This window comes from Pseudomonas sp. HP_08 (assembly GCF_055284095.1).
Genome location: NZ_JBTOQC010000045.1, coordinates 246,718 through 265,723 on the forward strand (window position 1 = coordinate 246,718; position 19,006 = coordinate 265,723).

At 45.9% G+C, this 19,006-nt stretch carries 23 protein-coding genes; 10 read left to right on the forward strand and 13 right to left on the reverse strand.

Features of this window, described 5'->3' with window-relative positions:
- The first annotated feature begins 9 nt into the window (after window positions 1-9).
- Together ACYAS9_RS25480 and ACYAS9_RS25485 are read left to right on the forward strand one after the other, a co-directional pair.
- A complete protein-coding gene (locus tag ACYAS9_RS25480; RefSeq protein WP_463571211.1) occupies window positions 10-843 on the forward strand; it encodes a hypothetical protein in 834 nt (277 codons plus the stop codon).
- A 17-nt stretch (window positions 844-860) separates the two neighbouring features.
- A complete protein-coding gene (locus tag ACYAS9_RS25485) occupies window positions 861-3,164 on the forward strand; it encodes a relaxase/mobilization nuclease domain-containing protein (protein WP_463571212.1) in 2,304 nt (767 codons plus the stop codon).
- A gap of 38 nt (window positions 3,165-3,202) precedes the next feature.
- On the opposite strand, the gene ACYAS9_RS25490 is transcribed toward ACYAS9_RS25485, so the two are convergent.
- The 8 genes from ACYAS9_RS25490 to ACYAS9_RS25525 all read right to left on the reverse strand — a co-directional run bounded on the left by ACYAS9_RS25490 (window position 3,203) and on the right by ACYAS9_RS25525 (window position 7,852).
- Window positions 3,203-4,261 carry an SMEK domain-containing protein gene (locus ACYAS9_RS25490; RefSeq protein ID WP_463571213.1) on the reverse strand — a complete coding sequence of 353 codons (1,059 nt, stop codon included), beginning with the start codon at window positions 4,259-4,261 and terminating at the stop codon, window positions 3,203-3,205.
- Entirely contained in the window at window positions 4,227-4,856 is a 630-nt protein-coding gene (locus ACYAS9_RS25495; protein ID WP_463571214.1) for a hypothetical protein, read from the reverse strand. The genes ACYAS9_RS25490 and ACYAS9_RS25495 overlap by 35 nt, the downstream gene beginning before the upstream one ends.
- Window positions 4,857-4,973: 117 nt before the next feature.
- The gene (locus ACYAS9_RS25500; protein ID WP_463571215.1) at window positions 4,974-5,363 is read right to left on the reverse strand and encodes a hypothetical protein; all 390 of its coding nucleotides are present in this window, start codon (window positions 5,361-5,363) and stop codon (window positions 4,974-4,976) included.
- Window positions 5,364-5,496: 133 nt separating this feature from the next.
- Window positions 5,497-5,811 (reverse strand): hypothetical protein, encoded by a 315-nt coding sequence (locus ACYAS9_RS25505; protein WP_463571216.1) that lies wholly within the window; start codon window positions 5,809-5,811, stop codon window positions 5,497-5,499.
- A 75-nt stretch (window positions 5,812-5,886) separates the two neighbouring features.
- Window positions 5,887-6,630, reverse strand: coding sequence for a hypothetical protein (locus ACYAS9_RS25510; RefSeq protein WP_463571217.1), 744 nt, complete (start codon window positions 6,628-6,630; stop codon window positions 5,887-5,889).
- Between the two features lie 183 nt (window positions 6,631-6,813).
- Complete coding sequence (locus ACYAS9_RS25515) at window positions 6,814-7,197, reverse strand: hypothetical protein (RefSeq protein WP_463571218.1); 384 nt, start codon at window positions 7,195-7,197, stop codon at window positions 6,814-6,816.
- 95 nt (window positions 7,198-7,292) lie between these two features.
- Window positions 7,293-7,550 carry a hypothetical protein gene (locus tag ACYAS9_RS25520; RefSeq protein WP_463571219.1) on the reverse strand — a complete coding sequence of 86 codons (258 nt, stop codon included), beginning with the start codon at window positions 7,548-7,550 and terminating at the stop codon, window positions 7,293-7,295.
- A complete protein-coding gene (locus ACYAS9_RS25525) occupies window positions 7,547-7,852 on the reverse strand; it encodes a hypothetical protein (protein WP_463571220.1) in 306 nt (101 codons plus the stop codon). Before ACYAS9_RS25525 ends, ACYAS9_RS25520 begins: the two co-directional genes overlap by 4 nt.
- A gap of 83 nt (window positions 7,853-7,935) precedes the next feature.
- On the opposite strand from ACYAS9_RS25525, the gene ACYAS9_RS25530 reads away from it, so the two are divergent.
- A complete protein-coding gene (locus ACYAS9_RS25530; RefSeq protein WP_463571221.1) occupies window positions 7,936-8,766 on the forward strand; it encodes a hypothetical protein in 831 nt (276 codons plus the stop codon).
- A gap of 44 nt (window positions 8,767-8,810) precedes the next feature.
- Here the strand turns inward: ACYAS9_RS25530 and ACYAS9_RS25535 are convergent, their stop codons facing one another.
- Window positions 8,811-9,980 (reverse strand): hypothetical protein, encoded by a 1,170-nt coding sequence (locus ACYAS9_RS25535; protein WP_463571222.1) that lies wholly within the window; start codon window positions 9,978-9,980, stop codon window positions 8,811-8,813.
- Between the two features lie 73 nt (window positions 9,981-10,053).
- Between ACYAS9_RS25535 and ACYAS9_RS25540 the strand changes: the two genes are divergently transcribed.
- From ACYAS9_RS25540 to ACYAS9_RS25550, 3 genes are read left to right on the forward strand one after another with little or no spacing between them, the layout of a single operon-like run.
- A complete protein-coding gene (locus ACYAS9_RS25540) occupies window positions 10,054-10,848 on the forward strand; it encodes a hypothetical protein (protein WP_463571223.1) in 795 nt (264 codons plus the stop codon).
- A gap of 26 nt (window positions 10,849-10,874) precedes the next feature.
- Window positions 10,875-11,306 carry a hypothetical protein gene (locus ACYAS9_RS25545; RefSeq protein ID WP_463571224.1) on the forward strand — a complete coding sequence of 144 codons (432 nt, stop codon included), beginning with the start codon at window positions 10,875-10,877 and terminating at the stop codon, window positions 11,304-11,306.
- Window position 11,307: 1 nt separating this feature from the next.
- The gene (locus ACYAS9_RS25550; RefSeq protein ID WP_463571225.1) at window positions 11,308-12,042 is read left to right on the forward strand and encodes a hypothetical protein; all 735 of its coding nucleotides are present in this window, start codon (window positions 11,308-11,310) and stop codon (window positions 12,040-12,042) included.
- Window positions 12,043-12,050: 8 nt separating this feature from the next.
- On the opposite strand, the gene ACYAS9_RS25555 is transcribed toward ACYAS9_RS25550, so the two are convergent.
- Together ACYAS9_RS25555 and ACYAS9_RS25560 are read right to left on the reverse strand one after the other, a co-directional pair.
- Window positions 12,051-12,719 (reverse strand): hypothetical protein, encoded by a 669-nt coding sequence (locus ACYAS9_RS25555; protein WP_463571226.1) that lies wholly within the window; start codon window positions 12,717-12,719, stop codon window positions 12,051-12,053.
- Complete coding sequence (locus ACYAS9_RS25560; protein ID WP_463571227.1) at window positions 12,716-14,023, reverse strand: hypothetical protein; 1,308 nt, start codon at window positions 14,021-14,023, stop codon at window positions 12,716-12,718. Before ACYAS9_RS25560 ends, ACYAS9_RS25555 begins: the two co-directional genes overlap by 4 nt.
- A gap of 137 nt (window positions 14,024-14,160) precedes the next feature.
- Here ACYAS9_RS25560 and ACYAS9_RS25565 point away from each other — a divergent pair, with 137 nt between their 5' ends.
- The 4 genes from ACYAS9_RS25565 to ACYAS9_RS25580 all read left to right on the forward strand — a co-directional run bounded on the left by ACYAS9_RS25565 (window position 14,161) and on the right by ACYAS9_RS25580 (window position 17,370).
- Complete coding sequence (locus ACYAS9_RS25565) at window positions 14,161-14,883, forward strand: hypothetical protein (RefSeq protein WP_463571228.1); 723 nt, start codon at window positions 14,161-14,163, stop codon at window positions 14,881-14,883.
- Between the two features lie 158 nt (window positions 14,884-15,041).
- Entirely contained in the window at window positions 15,042-15,782 is a 741-nt protein-coding gene (locus tag ACYAS9_RS25570) for a hypothetical protein (protein ID WP_463571229.1), read from the forward strand.
- Between the two features lie 69 nt (window positions 15,783-15,851).
- The gene (locus tag ACYAS9_RS25575) at window positions 15,852-16,457 is read left to right on the forward strand and encodes a HEPN domain-containing protein (RefSeq protein ID WP_463571230.1); all 606 of its coding nucleotides are present in this window, start codon (window positions 15,852-15,854) and stop codon (window positions 16,455-16,457) included.
- Window positions 16,458-16,563: 106 nt separating this feature from the next.
- Window positions 16,564-17,370 (forward strand): hypothetical protein, encoded by an 807-nt coding sequence (locus ACYAS9_RS25580; protein WP_463571231.1) that lies wholly within the window; start codon window positions 16,564-16,566, stop codon window positions 17,368-17,370.
- 121 nt (window positions 17,371-17,491) lie between these two features.
- On the opposite strand, the gene ACYAS9_RS25585 is transcribed toward ACYAS9_RS25580, so the two are convergent.
- The gene (locus tag ACYAS9_RS25585) at window positions 17,492-18,190 is read right to left on the reverse strand and encodes a hypothetical protein (RefSeq protein ID WP_463571232.1); all 699 of its coding nucleotides are present in this window, start codon (window positions 18,188-18,190) and stop codon (window positions 17,492-17,494) included.
- A gap of 19 nt (window positions 18,191-18,209) precedes the next feature.
- Window positions 18,210-19,004: a hypothetical protein gene (locus ACYAS9_RS25590; RefSeq protein WP_463571233.1), complete on the reverse strand. Its 795-nt coding sequence runs from the start codon at window positions 19,002-19,004 to the stop codon at window positions 18,210-18,212.
- Window positions 19,005-19,006: the final 2 nt, after the last annotated feature.

Here is a 19,006-nt window from a genome sequence, read left to right on the forward strand (position 1 = left end):
AGGTGATTCATGGCTAAGGCAAACGACAAAGTACAATTCGAAATTCGATGCACAACCCAGTTCCGTCAGAAGTTGACGGATCTGGCGTACCTTGCTGGCTTCATCAAAAAGGTAAAATCAGAAGAGCTAGACGAGTACGGTTTTCAGATCGATGCGGCGAAGCTTGCACAGCAAGAAAGGTTCTACCTGCTTGAGAAAAAACAGGGTGTGTCCGAAATGATAATGAACATTGTCAGGGATGGTGCACTCATCATCAACGGCGCAGACAAGTCAGACACCAAAGACCTTGCCACGAAATTCAACCGCACGAACGCGAACATGTCACAGCTTCGAGACCTCACCGCAGGTCAGGCTTTCTCAGCGAAGGGTGAGCAATACAACCTTCAAAAACTGTTCGAGGACTTCTTGAAGGTACGTATCGAGCTGTCCAAAGACATAGACAAAATCATGGAAGGTAAGACGCTCCATGAAATCACTGACGGACCAGTCTATGAAGCCAAGAAGGCTTTCGCTCTGGATTTTGACATTGACCGACTGAATGACCGAATGACATTCGTTACTGATGAAGACACGGAGAGAGCTTTACGCTCCACGCACTTGAAGCTCAAGCCCATGCTCAGGCATTTGATAGGTAACGTGAAGCTATACAAGCGCGGCGCACCAATCAATCATCCAGATATTCTTGAAGCCTTGGCGATTTACCAAAAGCTGAACAAGGATATTGAGGCGGCGCATATTCTAAACCTTGAAAATAAATCCTACACCGTTGACCTTTTCAAAGGGTTAAGGAGAAGACACTACGAGGCTGTCACGCTCGTTAAAAAAATTCGTGGCATAAAATAAAAACAACCGAGACAGAAATGGTAATCGACTTCACAAACAAAGAGGAATCTCAATCGTCAGCTTCGACCAATGCGAAGCCTGCAAGCACAAGCAAAGGCTCACCAGAAATCAGAGGTTTGAAAAGCCTTACCAAACATTCTGAGTACCTTGTTGAACCCAAGATAGATAAAAAAACAAAGCTTGACGTTCACTACGGACGTGAGTGGGCACAGACCAATATTCCTTCCGCAATGCTTCACCCAGCGCAGGCAGAGAAGACCTTATCTGCCATTGAGATGGTTCTGTACCGAAAGGAATTCGCTGCCAACCGCGCTGCCTTTTTCCGTAACCACACCGCAGATGGGAACAACAACCGTCCCAAATCGAAGGGCAAGCAGATGGACGCTTTCCGCTTCATCATTTCCTGCAAACCCGAGGAACTATCTCAATGCAAAACTGATGAAGAGCAAGCCAAATTTCTCTGTGAAATGGCTAAGGCTGTGCTGAAGAAATTCTCAGGCAGCTCTGAAATCAATTTCTACTACGACATAGTTCCGCACCTGAAGGACGGCAACCCGCACATCCACATCATGATGAGCAGCTACACAATCGACGGTCAGTATTACGAGTTCTACCGAGGGAAGCAGGACCACGGCATGATCAAAATGGCTGATGACGTGAAGTACGAGCTGGAGAAGAAGCACCCTACCCTTCTGCGCATGGAGCATGACAAGCGCCGGAACCAACGCATGAGGATTGATGTTGATAAGGTGACGAAGTCGGTCACTGGCGACCATGCCGAGGTCTACACGAAGCTCCACGCCATCCTTGCTCAGCACACTGGGTCAGACTACTCCCACCCGAGGATCACCGAGCAGTTGAAGGAAGCTGGCTTTGCATTGCGCTACACGAAAGCAAAATCCACGTCGAAGTATGAGGACGTGCAGGTACACCATCCAGACCTTGGCGAAGAATTCCGATCCGTTGCGAACCTTCCCTTCTACGACAAGCGCGTACTCGAAAACTGGCAGACCTACCAGCGCTTTAAGCTCAAGGACAAAATCAGCTTAGACGTATCAAAGGTCATCTCAGCAGCAGTGAAGCTGGTGAATGATGCTCCAACCAAAAATGTCGTTGAGCTTAACAAGACCTTGTATGCGGAGCTGGGCGTGATGCTCACACCGACCTACAAGGTAGACACCAACGGCAGGAGGTATGTGGGTAGCTGGTCGTTCTACTCAACCACGGACAACATCAAATTCCCAGCCTTGAAGGCTGGAGTGTTGAACCCTGAACATTTCATCGCTACGCCTGATGAAAGCTTGTCTATTCACAATGACATTGAGGATTTGATCAATTTCCACAAGGAAGCTCAGCGTGCAGCAGGGAAGAAAAAATATGAGCAGCAGGCGAGGAAGAGATTGCCGAAATTCAGGTTCCTCGAACACGAAACCCTTCAGCAATTCATCAGCCGCTACAACAACTCTGGTGCGTACAAGCAGACCCTCACAAGCGGGATCGGCTTTGAGAATGCCCTGAAAAGTAAATGGACGGACAGGAAGCAGATCGAGATCGAGCATGACGGGACGGTTAAGGTCTATCAAGCCAATGCCTCATCAGCGAAGGCGGCGATCCAAGCCTTGGTGGCTCAGGGCTATTGTGAGATGGAATTCAAGGGGATTGATAACCATGATATTCAACGCCTCATGTACATCCAGTCCGTGCTGCACGACATAAAAATCACGAACTACACGCCATCCGCAGCGTTGAAGGCAGAAGCCCATGCGATGCTCGATGCTGAGCGTGACAAGCTGATAGAAGCGAACAAGGAGAAGGTCAAGAAGCACCTTGAGGCTGTTCAGGCTCAAGCAAATGCTCAGCCGAAGCTCCTGTACCTTCGCACGAACCGCAAGCTCGATGTGGACGTAGACCAACGTCCGAAGCTCTACGGATTCCTCTACGGAGTGAGGATGGGTATGGAGCCAGAGGCGTTCGCTCACATCGACAAGCTCACCATCAGCAAGGCAGAGCAGAAGAAGGTCATAGAACACTTCGCTAGCGCGGAAAATGTAACCCCTGTCGAGTTGGCAGACATTCTGAGACGTGCCGGTATAACCCTTGATGATGACCCATCGGCGGAAGAGCGTCAGAAGGCTCCAACAGCTTCAATCCACCCAAGCCAACCATCTGCACCGGCAACCGTTCCTGCGAGTCCTGCACCTGACACCAGACCGGCTACTTCGACCACTCCTGCAGGTTCATCAGCACCGGCTAACGCGACACCGCCAGTGAGCAAATCCCCCAAGACTGGCACTGATCCCAACCGTAAAATCAAGCCGTAAACGAAGCCCCGCATTGGGGCTTTTTTTCTTGCGTGGGGTCATATTCCAAGGTGCTTGTAGTCACCTAGGCAGAACATGTCGCGAAGCTTATTCTTGTTTCCCTTTACTACATACTTCATCCAGCCGAACAGGTTTACATCGCATTCAGAGCGGAAATATAGAATGTCGCATTCTTCCCATTCAAGGTGGCTAATGCGAAACGACTCATGATTGAAAAGCATTTCCTTACGCTTTAAGGTGTTAAGAACAGAAACCTCTACCGGCGTGAATAATACATTTTTATCCTCCGTAACCATGTAGATCTCACCGGGCATTTCCTTACCACGATAATCTGTTCTGTAATTACAGAGCGCAAGGTACTTATAGATAACGTTTCGCTGGTCTTGATTCAGGTCAGCTAAGGCGTCAGCTAAGGCGACCATATCCCTTTCGAGCATACCCTTAGCTTCATAATCCTTGGTGAAATTCAGCCCATCTATTAAACGCTGGATCGACGGCAGATAATATTTTCTTTCTTCAATTACCGGCAAATTCACTGACGGCACAGGGAGAGTTATTTCCCTAGTGACCACATCATAAATATCACTAATCAACGCTTCATCATCAAGCGCAAAAATTTCGGAATTCAACCCCTTGACGGTTTGAATGGAAATCTTTGTTTTCATCGGATTCTCAACGTCCTTGTCTTCCGCCTTGCAAGGATCATCTAATACCAGCATCAAGAACCGAAGTTCATCATACGTGTCAAAAAGCCTTTTAGCTTTGAAGGCTTTGATTGTTGTTTTTATTTTTTCGGTGCGATTTGTAGAGCTGACTTGGTAGCAAATGCGCCTGTCAGAATCTTCGAGGTCAATTGCTGGATAATTACTTATCTCAAGATTCACGCTTTTCAGGTTATAACCATGACGAACGTTCAAAACCTGCTTAAAAAACCTTTCAAGCAAAATATTGTCGTTGGTCAAATTTACTGAATTGGAGAGACGCAAATTCGAAACGACGAAACCTAAGCGGGAAATTATTTCTTGCTGTTTGATACCCGTTGTCGTAACCATCCCTCGACCCTCAATCCGGCACGCGATGGATAAGCTGGATGACATTGATATTTTCCGGGTAGGACGTGGATTTGGTGATACCACCTACCTCAATGGTCGTGTTATAGAAGCGCCCTGTCTTGGCGTCCTGCCGCTCGTTCAGCCCATAGGAATGGTTCGTGTACGAGCAAGCTACAAGGTACACCCCAGCGTCATCATCCCGTCCCACAATCGCGACCCAGTGATCTCCCATCCCACCTTCCTCGAATTCAGCCTTCTCCTTCACACAAAGGATCGCCACCGAGGCAGAAAAATCCATCGTGGTCAGAGCCCCAATATCTGTGGAAGTCACCACAGGCGTAACAGCCGATCCATCAGTCATGACCTCGAAGCAGGTCGCGATGAAGGCTTGCTTCACCTTCGCATCGGTCGCGTTCCTCAGCCTGCCAAAGTCGCTGCCGTCACCCAGCACAAAATTGTGAAGAGACGGCGTGTTGCCGATGACGCGCCGCCAGAAATTCGAGTTCCTGTATGCGAAATCAGAGGCTTTTTCGTTTGGGCTTCTCAGTGCTTTGTAGGCGTTGAACAACGAGTAGATCAGGCACAGACCATCAAAATGACCTTGCGCCAGAATCCGTTGGATAGGATGAGTAGATTTCAAAGCATCAGTCCTTTGAGGTAGAGATCAGAGAGGTTACACCGCCATGTCACACAGGCACAACGCCATCAGCAGGCACAAAAAAACCTCCATGCGGAGGCTTTTAGCTAAGTCGGATTCTCACTTCTTTTTTGCCTTAGTCTTGTAATCCACAAATTTATGGTAACTCACAGAAGCAGCGACCATATCAACCTTCACTGATCTATCAATCTGTGAAATATCTAAAACACATTCCGAGTCACCCACCTGACGAAGTGAATAAATTTCGCCATCACGCTTAGCATCTGCCATTAGCAGCTTCACGATTGGGTAACTCAAAGCGTCTTGCAAAGGAGCCTTGATATGAAGTCGAGCGATATTTCCGCATTGACCTTCCGGCTTTGCCTCTTCAATTTTCTCAAAATCCTCATCAAGCTTCACTAGGAAGCCAGACTTTTGACCAAGCATGTATTTAATAAACACCACAGCATTTGTTATTTTACAAGGGACTTTTCTTGCTGAATTACTCATTGAAATTATCATAATTATTTTCTACATTATTGGTTATATTCGAATTATACCATTCAAAAAACATAAATCTCTTACTAAGAAATTTTTTTCTAAAATTAATCACGAAAAAAGTCCGAGCTTACAAAACCGCCATTTAGGCGGTCTGCTTTTCCATTTCAATCAACATCTTGATTTGCTTGTGCGTAACCAGCGAGCCACCATAAAATAGCGAAACCTCTTTGTTCTTGAATTTCCTGACAGCCAATCCTATTTCTTTCAAAATCGTCAAAGGTGCGTCAGCAGCCAAATGTACGGCATAATCTTCTAGAAGAATCAGACAGTCATCATTGTAGTCTTTGAATGAATTTCCAGATTTTCTATATCCGAATTGCAAAGCGATTTCAGTGATAGAATTGTAGAGCGGAGCGAAGAATTCAGCAGAATCTTCTAGCGTGTAGAATTTAATCATCTCAGTATTATTTGGTTATGGATCAAATCATACCAAATCGAAGAGCAGAAATTCGCCATAAAGGCGAATCTTCTCTCACATTTTCAGTTTTGGTCGAATGGGTTTTCTTTCCTCAACCAGTTCGACCACAGGTGCTGGTTCAGCGAAACGCTTCTGAATCCTTGCAGCGTATGAATTTTCGAAATCCCAAAACCTTTGCGGCACGATGAAATCGTTCTTAAAGCCCTTGATGTGCGGATTGAGCGCAATCCATGTGTTAGGCATATCTAACTCACGGAATCGGTCAAACGCTTCGCCTTTGAGATTCTGGAGGTCATCAAGGGTCTTCACGGCAATGCCCTTCTCGTTCAGGTTCTGGACTAACTGCCCCGCAGGATCTGGCAGAAGCATCCCCTTCACCTTTCCGTACCACTCCTTCATCGTGTTATCGAGATCCAGCAACGGAACGCAATGGGCTACTACGTGGTTCCTGAGAGTGATGTAGTTGTCTATCGTCTTGCTCAGAGCATTCACTGTCATCGGAGCATGGTCAGGCTTCGTGTACTCGTGGCACATCTCAAAGCCATAAAAACTCTCACCACCCTTCTCAATCACGGTGTTGGTGAAGACTGGACCGCCGAAATTCAACACAGCAGGCGCAGACTCGCCCTGCCTCACAACCTCATCGTTCACAAGGGTTGTGAGCCAACGAGGAAGAAATGCTTCGTCTTTTATCTTGGACATTTTGAAATCAGCGTCTTCGCTGACGTTGTTTGCATAATCCATTGTTTTGATGAAGCTCTGGACCTGAGCGCGATATTCGGCTTTTAGATTTGGCATAATAATTTTTGCTTGTTATGAGTCAATCATACCATTTTGAAGAACGCACAAATGAAAACAGAGCCGAAGCTCTGTAATCTAACCACTTAACAATTTTCAACATGAAAGCCCCAACCCCATAAGTGCCTTCTATTAAAGCTTAACATTTCTAACTGACAAACTTACCCGTTAAGACTTTTGATTTCATCTTCCTGCGAAAATCATCCATATTTCATCCTTCTCAAATTTAGTAAGAACTACTTGCTTAGGAATTCCATCAAGAGGATTTTCCTCATTCTGGCTCTGGACTACTGATTTAGCATAATTGAAAGATTCGATTTTAGAGGGAGGGGCATAGGCTGGCGTACCATCAAGCTTCGTATCGTAGTCGCCATCTTCGTTTAGGTAATGGGTTTCGTAAGCATAAGCATATTGCAAGACCCTATCAATTATTTCAGACCTTGAACCCTTCATGTCCTTCACGCGCTTTTTCCCGGCTTCATTCATAATGCAGATGCTGCGATAGACCGGCTTATTTTTAATTACGTCACTTGCGTCAATTTCATCGTACTTATTTTCATATTTCATTTCGACTCTGCATCATTTGGTTATATAATCGAATTATAACATTTTACTCTATCGCATTATTAACTTATGAGAAAAAACGCAACCAAAATTCTCGTTTACGCAGGATTCTGTTTCTGCAATTCGTCCCAAGTGGGTTTCTTGCACAAGGTTTTAATGTAGGGCATAAGGGCTTTCAATTCTGCCTTGTTAGCCTTCAACCTTTTATCCACCTCTATAGGAGCATTCTCGTTATCCTTCCATGCAGCTTCTAAAGCTTTGCGCCTTTCTTCTTTACGATCCTCTGGATCAATCCACCCGCCATCGTCCCTTGCACGTTGTAACTCCCTCAGCTTTGATAAATTAGTCTCCATCATACCACCTCCAGCTTATCTATTATTTCGTCACTCACATCACTCAATCGGTTCAAGCTAACCATGTGATTATCAACTCGAAATCCTTCATTGAAGCGTGGACTTAAACTGTGAGCTTTTGTGATTGGCTTTAGTCGAAGGGCTAATGCAGAAAATTTCTTTTTATCAAATGGAACTGCCAGCTTCACGAAAAGGGATAATCCACCACGAACGATTTCAGCATAAAATATCCCTTTTTGGTTCAGGTCTTCGAGTGCCTTTTCCTTTGTTTTCCTTGCTTCTTCACTTTCGATTAACACGTTCATTATTATGTATTTTTGTTGTTAGCCATATTTTACCATTTCCAAAAATACAAAATGGTATAATAAGCAAAACAAATTAAACACAAATGAAGCACACTTTAACAAAGAAAATCCCCTTAATAGCGACGATGGCTTTTATGCTTTTCTTTTCTATTGGAGCAAAAGCAGATGATTCAGGTGTAATCGTCACGCCGCAATCTGATACGTCATCGCCAATAGATTACGTTACCGCAACAGGCGCACCTGATCCCTTGCTATCGAACCCATTGCAAACATCAGGCGGCTTATCCGCCGATGCAGGTACTGGGTCAATAGGCACCTCAGCCCAGAGCGCACAGGACGATCTAATCTCCGCTGTGATCTGGTGCTTTTATGCAGGAATGATGCTGGTGGGAGCCGCAACCCTATTGATGGGGTTCTATGAGCTGAGGCTAATTGCTGAACAAAACAACAGATCAAAAGGCAGAGCGATAGCCCTCATTTTCGTGGGTTTCTTAATGTTTTCAGGCTCATCGACTGTGAATACGATCATGCATACAATTCGAGGCGATGGCACCGGCATGTGCTTTGTGTCTGACAGCCAATTGATCAGCAAGCTTTCGAGCAGCAGCGGTTGCTGGGACACGGCAACGAGCGAAATCAATGGCGTATTGAAGGACAGAATTCTTGCACAAGACAGCGATGCAAAGACCAAGTTTCTTGAAAATCTAAAAACAATAGTTTTTCTATTCCAATGTTTAGGCGTTATCTATTTTTTTCTTGGATTGAACGGCTTGAAAAAAATAGCCGATGGTTCCAAAGGTGATTCACACTGGAAGCATATTTGGACGATAATATTTTCCGTGCTGATAATCGACTTGCCCCACACCGCCACAGTCTTTATAGATACGCTGCAAAAGCTGGGCGTGAAATGGTAAAAACTAAAAAACCCTCAAACTGAGGGTTTCTTTTGGTTTGAGGATTATTTACCCCAGCGCTTCTGGCTTCTGCGCATCACATCGCGCACTGTACCTTCTAAGTCTTCGCTCAGCTTTTTGTAGTTCACTGACCTGTTTAGCACCTTCAAGAATTTCTCAATCGCCACGAAATCGAGTGCTTCGATTGAAACCTTCAAGCCCTCTGTCAACTCAGCAGATTCTTTTAATCCTTTGTACGCCCAGCGCCTGAAATTTAGCTCGCGGGTTTCGAGTGAGTAGAAACGTGCGTGAGTCTCATCTGTCATGAATTCGAGCTTCACTGCGCTCACAGAATCCTTCTCTGCTAATCGTAGCTGCTTGTCTAACGCCGTAGGGACGGGCTTGGGTAAAGGCTTAGGTCCGAACACAGCCGCGTCGAAGATCTCCAAGGCAGTCATAACCGCTTCTTGCACCTCTTCTACCGACTCAACGGGTGAAGGCGCAAGGAAAGGCTTCACGTCCTTGTACTCAGCTTTTACGTGAGCCGGAACCTCTATGTCAGGCGCTGGGATGAAGGACTCATACACAGGTTCATCAGCAACAACACCGGGCGCTGTGAGGTCGTCAGTACCGCTATCAGGCGCTTCTACATCTACGCCAATATCAACCCCGGACACAACCGATTCGCGTGAATTGAGAGCATGCACAATGGCTTCGACCTCATCAGATTCTGCATCCACTACGAACACTTCAGGGTTTTCCTCTTGCACCACATGCACGTCCGCGATCACCTGTGTTTCCTCATCAGCATCGACAAAGAAGGACTCATCAACGCCTACGTGATGATCAGCTACTACACCTTCAAATTGCTCTTCTGGCTCTTGCTTTCCCTCATCATCGTCAGAGCTACCGATTCCAGCCGTACCCCATTCAGAATGCTCCGAAGGTGCGTTCAGCGTGCTTTCCTCATGCGCAGCTTTGGCTTCGAAGCGGTAGGTCAAGAAATCGCCTTCGACCGCCTCAGTAGGATTTTCAGCAGAAAGCTTCTTAGCGTGTGACATGAAGCCAAGTGCAATTCCAAGGTTTTTCAAGGACTGAACATTCAGAGCTGATCGTTCAAGGATTGAGGACTTCACAGCAGGTTGCTCGTTGAAATCCAACTGCTTTATTTCAGGTTCTTTTTGCACAGAGACAAAATCCATCTCTGGTAAAGATTTTAATTCATATTCATTCATGATTTTATGGTTTATTTATCCTCATTGTAGCACTTTGCAAATGGTATAATATGCTAAACCGAAATTATTCATTATGATTAGTGATTCCTACCAACTTTTTAACGACCAAGACATCGACTTCAGAGACTTCTCAAAATCAATACCAACGAACATTCAGAAAATAGCTCAAAGGGATAAATACATTAATTTCGATAGGTTTAACGATTTTAAGCGCGACCCCTCCGAACTTCTACTTTTCAAAAGATACAGAAACCTTAAGATTGACTCGACAGAATCCATAGCTTGCCATTTTCGTTCAAACGAAATAATAGACACTCATTTAGACCGATTAGGTTTAGGGCACAGAGTTTTAACCAGTGGTCATAGCCAGTGGCATTTTCAGCGTGGCTCGAAAGCAAGCATTAGCGACCAAGAAATATATCTACGTGAAAATTTCAGTCAATTGTTTTCGAAAATTGTTGATTTGGATACTGTTCAAACGTGGAGATACGAGAAGAAATTAACAGTGGACAGGTTTAATTTGCTCTACAAACAGCCACTCCCAGAGCCAGCAAGCCTATACACAACAGATTTGATAGAAGCCCTAAAGCCTTACACATCGAAGATTCCGAACTGTGAGATAGAGCTTATTCATGAATCCGGGGTTTCTTCCGAACCGCTGAAACTGGTGATATTTCAGACGCTTAAACCACACACAACACTGACGCTGCGTCAGAAAGGAGCCGAAAAAATATCGTGCTTCCTGATTGTGGATTCAGCTCTATGCAAAGTTGTTGGGGTATTCACGAACGACAGCAATCCTGACCGTCGAGCTTTTTTATACGCGCTTCGCCTCGAACAAGAGGATTTCGTCAACCAAATGGTATAATTGCAGTAATAACCAATTTTAAAACAATGAACATACTCAACACACCAAAATCTATAGCCGAATGGTTCGCATCTGACAAAAGCCTTTTTCCAGTCATAGCTAATATTTCGATATTTTTCTTCATAACTAAAGGTATGGAAGCGAGCGTAAACAATTACCTCGAAGTGGCTGCACTGCTCCTTATCGCCAATGTCATTTTCCACCTGACCAAGAAAATCGAAACAGACAAGATCGCACGAATCTCATTCTACGCCTTTGCTGCCTTGCTCATCTCAAGCAAATTCTTCCAGCTAGCGTTTGATTTCTCCTTCGTCGATTGGCTCGTGACATTCACTGAATTTCACAAACAAGCCCCAATGGCAATTTTCGGATTATTGGCTTTCGTCGTCTTACCAATCTCCGCTGGTTATGCACTGAACAAGTACCTCAAAATCAAGAAAATACAAAGAGAGGCTTGATATGTCGAGCACTGAAAACGATTTCACTAAAATAACTAAAGAACAGCTTCAACTTCAAGAAGTGCAATATGAAGACGTTGACATTGATGATCTCAATCTTGGGCCTGTCGAAAAGCCCAGCGCTGTTCAGCAACAAATTACACAGCTAAAATCAAAGCCAGAGGAAAAATCGGAAAGCACTAAAACTAAAAGTGTTTTTGAAAATGCGAGAGATGCTATACGGAAAACAATCGAGCTTTACGACGACTTCATAATAAACGAGATAAACAACAAGCTTTCTTTCATGCCCATTGAGCAGAATTTCTCAACCAGCTTCATGATGGAGATATTCAGGAACTTGAAGAAGAAAGAAAATTTCGATCCTGCCTTATTGAAATCATTACAACCTGAGCTTGAAGCTTACCTACTAATGATTGACAGTCGATACAGTCTTTTCCAACGCTCTCTTTTGACTATTGACAAAGACAATACTTATCTCGACTTTCTAAAACGCAATGTCTTAACGCAAGAAGGTGAGAACGTGCATTACGCAAAAAACCTTCATTTACTCGACCAAGCCTATTTGAAAAATGGCTTTTCTCTCAACAAATGCAGCGTCCTCACACCTTTCCATGTGATGGAATTGTTCAGTGGCAAGAACCTCAAGAAATACCATCTGGCGTCACTCATTGACGATCTCGAAGAGGACCGCCTACCGCCAGCCGCAGGCGTTGATAGCCACTTGGTCCAGTTGTAAAAAGCCCTTTATTGGGCTTCTTTGTCGAACGTGTTTGTCGTGTCTCGGGTGTACAGGTCGCTGAACAATACTGGCTTATCCTTCTGTAGCTTCTTGTCCAGAATGTTTTTGAGGCTTCCCCCAACGGTGACAAGGTGCGGACCTTTCGAGCCTTCCAATCGGGCTAGGGCTTCTGTGAGGCGCGGGCTTTCAGCCAGGTAGTCGTTCAGTTCCTTTGCGAGGTAACGGGGTAGGCTGTTCATATACGCAGCTTGCAAAGGTTCATACCCACCCGTCGATAGATCTTCTGGCAAATCGCCAATGACCCGATCCGTGACACGTATCACCGTCTCTATCAGGCTCTGAGATTCATCGAGCAGGACAGACAAGCAGAACTGCCCTTCATCCGTTGCGCTGATGTTGAATTCAAGAGCCAGATCCACCAGCATTCCTTTCAGGAGCTTCGCCTGCAGATGTGCCATATCGCGAATCTGATAGCCCTCACCAACAGCCAAAAGCCACTCCCGCCCGTTGGGCGAGTGAACATTGGACACCGGCACGATGACAGGAACCTCTTGGACTGTTTTTAAAAGGCACCTCACAAGCCTTTCTTTAACAGCTTTGACAAAAGCATCTGTCAGGATGCTCTCATCAATGACCTTCTCAGGTCGTTTGGATTTGATGAACAGACTGATCATATTTTGAGCTTCGTCTTTTTCTTACCATCTGGCTCAGCATCAGGTGTTTCCGCTACCTTCTTATCAATAGAATGCACTTTTGGATCGAACAACGCATCAAAGTCAGCCGTATTCGTTGCAGGAGCTTGTTTATCGACTTTCTCTGCGTAATAGGCGATACCCTCTTCTTTATACAATTCTCCATCGGGAATGTCAGAAGTTTGCAACGTAACCTTATGGATATTACCTGCGACTGGCTGTGCGTTTTGAATCGTTACAGATTCTCCATCGGATGAAAATTCGACCTGATAATTTCTCTTGGCGAAGCTATCATTTTGTCTCAGCAATAATCCAACATCACCAGCGGCTGTATCGAGCGCCCAGCGTAGCTCCTTTTCAAGTCTAACCTTTTCATCTTCTTCCTTGAATTCAGCCTTCTTGGTGCTCACCACTTCGTCATTGGTAACTGGTTCTTGAGTAATATCCTGAACGGCAGCAGGTTCGTTTGCGATAGAATCCAACCAAGATTCCACTTTCGTATCTGGATAAATCTCATCAACTGTCGTTGATTTATCCTCAGCCTTGCACTGAATTGCAGTCTTATCAGAATCAACGCTTGGAGGTGAATTTGCTTGCGGAGTATTGTGTCCAACACCACTCAAATCATTTTGACCACCAGAGTCATGGTCATCCTCGGCTTTTGGTTTGTAGTCGTCTAATATGTGCCTCCACGTCTTGCTATTGATTTTTAGGCGCTCAAACTCAACACCTTCCTCAAGCATGATTTCGATTGTCAAACGTAGATTTGCTTCTTGCATTGCCGCTGGAATTTTTGGGTCATTCTCTTCAACGAATGGGCAAACCTTCAGATTGTTCTTCAAGAACTGACGCGCCGAGATACGCACCATGTCTTTGTAATGGTCGCCTAAAATGTCATAGCCATTATGCCTGAATTCTCCATGTTCCTTGACGTTGTACACGCCTTTCCCTTGCGCGTCCTTCAAGACGTAATTCCCGTATAGCGGATTGTAATGACTTGTTAGCTGGTACTTCTCGCAATACTCTTTGAGTATCGCATCGAATTTAATCTTTGCTTCGTCTGACGGCTTGTCGTATTTCTCGTTACCGTTCTTCTTGATACCGGACGTAATCCTATGACCTGAAAGGGTTCCGTATTCATTATCAACGTCTATCTCTGACTTCATGCCATTTTCGGCTGGTTCATCTTCGTCTTGTGGTAATAAATCTGGATCGAGCGCAGGGTTGTAGTTCCACACTTTTTTCAAGTGCTGCATTATTGCGTTAAGTGGTTTTGGAGATGCCATGATTTTGTAATTTTGTTATGTACAGATTATACCATTTTTGACGCCTTTAATTTGACCACGAGATTCCAATTGAATTAACCCCGTTGCTTTGGTATATTATCGCACCCATTTTAGACCAAATATTCAGCGGATAAACAATGACTGATTCGATTGCTTCGAACGAAGAAACACTTTCATTTAAAGAACAGTACGAAAACGCCATTGAAAAATCTGACCACGTACCGCAGTCAAAAATTATTGGCGAATTCGTTCTGGACGCTCTGATTAATTCGTCTGGCGAAAGTCAAAAAATCCGCGAGCTTCGTGAACAAATTAAAACAGCCGTTGGCAACGCAGACGACGATGCAGCCCATGAGCTGATGGTTGAGCTGAAAACCATCAAAGACGCAGAGCTAGAAAACGCTGCTGCGCTGGCTGAAATCAGCTCGAAGTTTTCTATCTCTCAGATCCTGTCTTCGTTCCGTCAAGACCCTGCATTCCAAGAGATCGTCTACGGGCTTGCTCTTAAGGTACTGAACCACAGCCACCAAGCACTGACTACGCCAGCGGGCAAAACTAAGACCAGCCGTCCTAAAACCGAGCCAAAGCCAGCCGTGACCTACATCGTCATTAAGGGCGAAGAATCCGCCGAGCTGGTCATGCGTATCGGAAAAGGCGCAGCCAACCTCGCTCAGGATTCAGATGCATTCAGACTTCTTGGTTTTGCTATCGAGAAGGATGCTGAAGGGAAAGAAATTCTCGTACCGGGCGTCTTCGTAGACAAAATGGGGGTTGAGCACCCTGCATCACGTAGAAGCATTGCTACCGCGATTGAGGAAAAAACCGCATTCGAGGGCTACACAATATCCACGAAGGAATAAACTAATTCCATTTCCAAAGCCCCTTCGTGGGGCTTTTTTCATTTCCGATTATGAAATCTCTGATTTTTTACTCAAATAGAATTGACAAGGAATTACCTCTACATTAGGTTTTCACCTAGCAATTAAATTCAGTATCGATACCCGGAAGGAATCACAAAATGGTAAATGCTAAAGCCGAAGCTGTTCCAGCTCCAACCCAAGCTCAGGTTGATTTCGATAAAGTTCTCAACAGCGGTTCGTACACAGATAGCGCGAAAGCTCTCGGCAAAACCATCTTCAAAAAACTGACCACCATCGGTGCCGATACCAAGATCGCAGATTTGGAAGTGAAAATTTCTGAAGCTTTGCTTGCTGGTAACAAGCCTCTGTACAAGTCTCTTTTTGCGGAACTGAACCAGATCGAACAGGATCAGGAAAAGCTGAAAGATCATTACAAAAAAATCCGTGGTAATGACAAATTTGAAACAGTAGCTCAAGCTTGGGGACCAGAACTCCATGAGTTGGCTTGCTCTCTGGCTGTCGAAATCATCAAATCCGCAAGTGTTGCTCAACTGAATGCCAATGCTGGTGGCGATAAAGGAGCAACAGGCAAGAACACCGCTGCAAAAGCTCCCGGCGTAACGACTCCACCTAAAACCTACATCGTTACTCAGGAGAAGACCGGCAAAACTGCTGAGCTACCTCTGCGCCGTGGTGATGCTAAACCAAGCAAAGATAAAGAAGTGTTTGAGCTGCTGGGCTTCAAGTTCAACGAAGATGATTCGTTGGTCGAAGCAGGCTTCAAATACAAGGACAAGGGGGGCAAAGAAGTAGTTGTGGCTAAAACCAACCGCAAAGCTTTGCTCGAAGCCGTACAGAACGGCGGTTTCGCTGGCTTCACAGCGGTCCTGAAAGACTAACCAGATCTTTCTGAAGAAGCCCCTTGATTGGGGCTTTTTTGTGTTCGCAATTCATTAAAGGGATTTTCCATGCATGACGATGACGAAGACGGATTCGAGCTGTACGACACACCAGCTCCACGCATGACCCTTGTCGAGGACCGGAGCCATGAAAACCTATGGCTTCACAGGGCGAACAACCTACACGCCTCTGCCGGGGCTGTGTGGCTCTCGATGGCTGATGAACGCGGAAAGGACTCAGCTAAGGAGCTTGGATTGCGGGAAGGGTTCGACATGCTACGGGCGTGCTTCCCTGTCTATCACATGCTGTGTGGCTTATCGCTTGAGGTAGTGATGAAAGCGGCGCTGGTCAGCCTCAGACAAAAGCCACCTGAACACCATGACCTGAACCTACTCGCTCATCTGCTTGGCGTGAAGCGCAATCCAGCACAGAAAAAGATCCTGAATTTCTACCAACACAGCGTTGTGTGGGCTGGACGGTATCCAGTGCCGAAGGACGCCACTGATGACGACCTCACGGATTTTTATGAGATGCACAACAGCGTATTGTTCAAAGGCAAGACCGCCGTGAAGGGAACACCCATCAAGACCTACTCACGTACCGGCGCAACTGACTGGGAACGCTTTGACGCCTTGTACAAAAGCTACAGCGCCCTCTTCGACCACCGCTACTGAGTCTGACCATCGTATGATGTAAGTCTTACCTACGTCAGACGCACGTACCACGAACGTCAGAGCCAGGTCTGACGACAGAGCAAATGACCGCCACATAGGGAATGTTATGAACAAGGATTTGGACTCAATACTGGATACCATTTTGGCGCTTGACGTTGAGACGGAGGTCAGCAATCTGGTCGCTTCGTACAAGGCTATCGAATCCTTCTGCCTTGAAAGCAAGGTTCCTTTCACAATGGGATCGCTGCGCAATACCAAGAATCATCTGACGGTTGATATGGACATAACCGGCGACCTGAACGAATGGATAAAAACCAACGTTCCTTCCTTCGTTGTTGTCGAGCTGGTAGCAGGCACCACCAACAGTACGGAGGGGATGACCCTAGATTTTATGATTGGGTATTCCGAGAGCCAGAATCGTCTGGATGACGTGAAGAAGCTCCAATCAGAAGCGGCAGGGAAAAACATCGAGTTCACCACATACGCGATCTTCAACAACCCGCCAATGATTGTTGAGCATGTCACGCAATCGAAGCTCAGAATGCTGTGTTCGATTTACGAGCCAGTAGATGAAGATCCCGATGATGATGAAGATTTCACTGAGATATACAAAACCGAAGAAGAAATTGCTGACTACGCTAGAAAATTAGCAGAGGATGATAATTTCTATCTCGCTAAGAATATCAGTGATCGAGTCAGCCTTGCTACCAAGAAATTTGGCGGCGACTTCCTATCATTTGACCTTAACCGAATTGCGCGTGAATCAGCTTCCATCTACAAAATGGAAATACTGCCCGCCAAAATCATGGACATGGTGAGTCAAGGCAAGGATCACAAGGAAATTGCCGTACTGCTTGGCGAGAGCCAAAACAAAGTGAAGCAGATCATCGCTGTATCCAGCTCCAAGCAGTGACCTACAAGCTGGTCAGGTTCAGAGAAAAAATCGACTGGCGAACTACGCCTTACGCAAAGAAATCTCAAAAAAACCAACGTAAAGCGTAGAGAATGGGAAATACTGGCTGAGCATTCTGCGCTCAGCCATCCTTTTCAACGTTCTTCTGGTTCAGATGAGCGATTACATCGTGGACAGTAACCTTCCCCGACCGCAGCAGCTCGCTGAATCGTGCCTCTTGGGCAAGCAACACCTGACGTTCATCCTCAGTCATGGACGCCAGCCGCAGCCGCCGCTCTTCCCTGTATTGTTCATCTTCAAGATCGGACTGACGTTGTAGCTCAGCGTCTTCATCTTGCGATTCCCGCTCGATCTCAGCCATATGCACAGCGTGGTCAGCTTTTTCCTGAATGCGAAATGCCTGATGCTCAGAAATCGTAACCTGACGTTGGACCTCGAATGGCGGCAAAGACGATGGGTATGAAAGCCGTCCAGCAGATGGACGCATGGAAGCCACCTCAGCAAGCACCTCAGCTTCAATCAGAGCAAGATTGGCTTCTGCTTCTTCCAGCTCGGTCCAACGTTCTGGCTTGCGCATAAGCTGATATTCGATGCTTTCCCGCTTGCGTGAAATGTGAGTTTGGACCGGGTAGGAATCCACGTCATGTCTTGGGTAATTCTTCGCAGCAAAGGCTACCGGGTCAGAATCAAACTCATCGACCACAGCCTGTTCTTCACTCAGTTTGATTTCACCGCGAACGATGGAATTTCTGATTCTTTGGACCTTCGCAAGGGCGTTGCGTACCTTGGATTCAAGTCGCTTAGGTAGAGCTGGCTTCACAGGTCACTCCTTTGAAAAATCAGGGTTGCTCAAAGCTTTTGAAAAGCTCTATTGCCTCTTCATCTGAAAGCCCGCGCATGTATTGGTCGTAGCTTTTCACCTCATCTGCAGTCGGCACCGTAAACTCTGGAATTGCCCGAATTCCATCAGCAATATCCCTGCGTGAAATACTGCCGTGAGTGACCATTCCGTTATTCATCTGGTATTCAAGCGAACCGCATTCACGGTTCATGTACCCCACAGTGCCACCCACCATCATGGCGTTGGGTCGCTTCCTGACTTCATGCTTAGCCAGAGCAACGCGAAGGGTTTCCAACCTTATGAACAGGAAATTGATACGTGCCAGATCGTCCTCCAGCGCCTTCACTAGCGAGGGATCATTAATTAGAGCCTGAACCTCATCAGCCCGTTGAAGGGCTGTGTAGTTGACGTACCCACGGTCCCGCTTCAAGTCTTTGAGCTTGAGGTGAAGCCCCGAGTTTTTGGCGGTTTTGACGTAACCTTTGGCTTTCTCAATCCACGTTCGCATGACCTCATACGCGCTGAAAATCCACATCTGCGACTGAGCAGCAAGGAAGATCGAATCATAGGGATTGGAGGTTTCGTTGAATTTGGCACGAAGGTAGTCGTATTCCAGATCCATGACGAATTCATCGATGATGGTCAGGTTCATCGCCTGACTGACAAGGTTCATGTCCGTAGTGAAAAGCGTCAGGGATTTCAGAGCCTCTCCCAGTGCGTACTGGGGAATCTGGTCATGGTCTTGATAGGTTGGCACATAGTCCCTGTCATGGTCGTAGTCATCTTCAATCATGA

What these genes read in the sequence shown, in the direction of transcription:
- ACYAS9_RS25480 (WP_463571211.1), top strand. Translation starts at nt 10, where the DNA reads ATGGCTAAGGCAAACGACAAAGTACAATTCGAAATTCGATGCACAACC.
- ACYAS9_RS25485 (WP_463571212.1), top strand. Translation starts at nt 861, where the DNA reads ATGGTAATCGACTTCACAAACAAAGAGGAATCTCAATCGTCAGCTTCG.
- ACYAS9_RS25490 (WP_463571213.1), bottom strand. Translation starts at nt 4,261, where the DNA reads ATGTCATCCAGCTTATCCATCGCGTGCCGGATTGAGGGTCGAGGGATG.
- ACYAS9_RS25500 (WP_463571215.1), bottom strand. Translation starts at nt 5,363, where the DNA reads ATGAGTAATTCAGCAAGAAAAGTCCCTTGTAAAATAACAAATGCTGTG.
- ACYAS9_RS25505 (WP_463571216.1), bottom strand. Translation starts at nt 5,811, where the DNA reads ATGATTAAATTCTACACGCTAGAAGATTCTGCTGAATTCTTCGCTCCG.
- ACYAS9_RS25510 (WP_463571217.1), bottom strand. Translation starts at nt 6,630, where the DNA reads ATGCCAAATCTAAAAGCCGAATATCGCGCTCAGGTCCAGAGCTTCATC.
- ACYAS9_RS25515 (WP_463571218.1), bottom strand. Translation starts at nt 7,197, where the DNA reads ATGAAATATGAAAATAAGTACGATGAAATTGACGCAAGTGACGTAATT.
- ACYAS9_RS25520 (WP_463571219.1), bottom strand. Translation starts at nt 7,550, where the DNA reads ATGATGGAGACTAATTTATCAAAGCTGAGGGAGTTACAACGTGCAAGG.
- ACYAS9_RS25525 (WP_463571220.1), bottom strand. Translation starts at nt 7,852, where the DNA reads ATGAACGTGTTAATCGAAAGTGAAGAAGCAAGGAAAACAAAGGAAAAG.
- ACYAS9_RS25530 (WP_463571221.1), top strand. Translation starts at nt 7,936, where the DNA reads ATGAAGCACACTTTAACAAAGAAAATCCCCTTAATAGCGACGATGGCT.
- ACYAS9_RS25535 (WP_463571222.1), bottom strand. Translation starts at nt 9,980, where the DNA reads ATGAATGAATATGAATTAAAATCTTTACCAGAGATGGATTTTGTCTCT.
- ACYAS9_RS25540 (WP_463571223.1), top strand. Translation starts at nt 10,054, where the DNA reads ATGATTAGTGATTCCTACCAACTTTTTAACGACCAAGACATCGACTTC.
- ACYAS9_RS25545 (WP_463571224.1), top strand. Translation starts at nt 10,875, where the DNA reads ATGAACATACTCAACACACCAAAATCTATAGCCGAATGGTTCGCATCT.
- ACYAS9_RS25550 (WP_463571225.1), top strand. Translation starts at nt 11,308, where the DNA reads ATGTCGAGCACTGAAAACGATTTCACTAAAATAACTAAAGAACAGCTT.
- ACYAS9_RS25555 (WP_463571226.1), bottom strand. Translation starts at nt 12,719, where the DNA reads ATGATCAGTCTGTTCATCAAATCCAAACGACCTGAGAAGGTCATTGAT.
- ACYAS9_RS25560 (WP_463571227.1), bottom strand. Translation starts at nt 14,023, where the DNA reads ATGGCATCTCCAAAACCACTTAACGCAATAATGCAGCACTTGAAAAAA.
- ACYAS9_RS25565 (WP_463571228.1), top strand. Translation starts at nt 14,161, where the DNA reads ATGACTGATTCGATTGCTTCGAACGAAGAAACACTTTCATTTAAAGAA.
- ACYAS9_RS25570 (WP_463571229.1), top strand. Translation starts at nt 15,042, where the DNA reads ATGGTAAATGCTAAAGCCGAAGCTGTTCCAGCTCCAACCCAAGCTCAG.
- ACYAS9_RS25575 (WP_463571230.1), top strand. Translation starts at nt 15,852, where the DNA reads ATGCATGACGATGACGAAGACGGATTCGAGCTGTACGACACACCAGCT.
- ACYAS9_RS25580 (WP_463571231.1), top strand. Translation starts at nt 16,564, where the DNA reads ATGAACAAGGATTTGGACTCAATACTGGATACCATTTTGGCGCTTGAC.
- ACYAS9_RS25590 (WP_463571233.1), bottom strand. Translation starts at nt 19,004, where the DNA reads ATGATTGAAGATGACTACGACCATGACAGGGACTATGTGCCAACCTAT.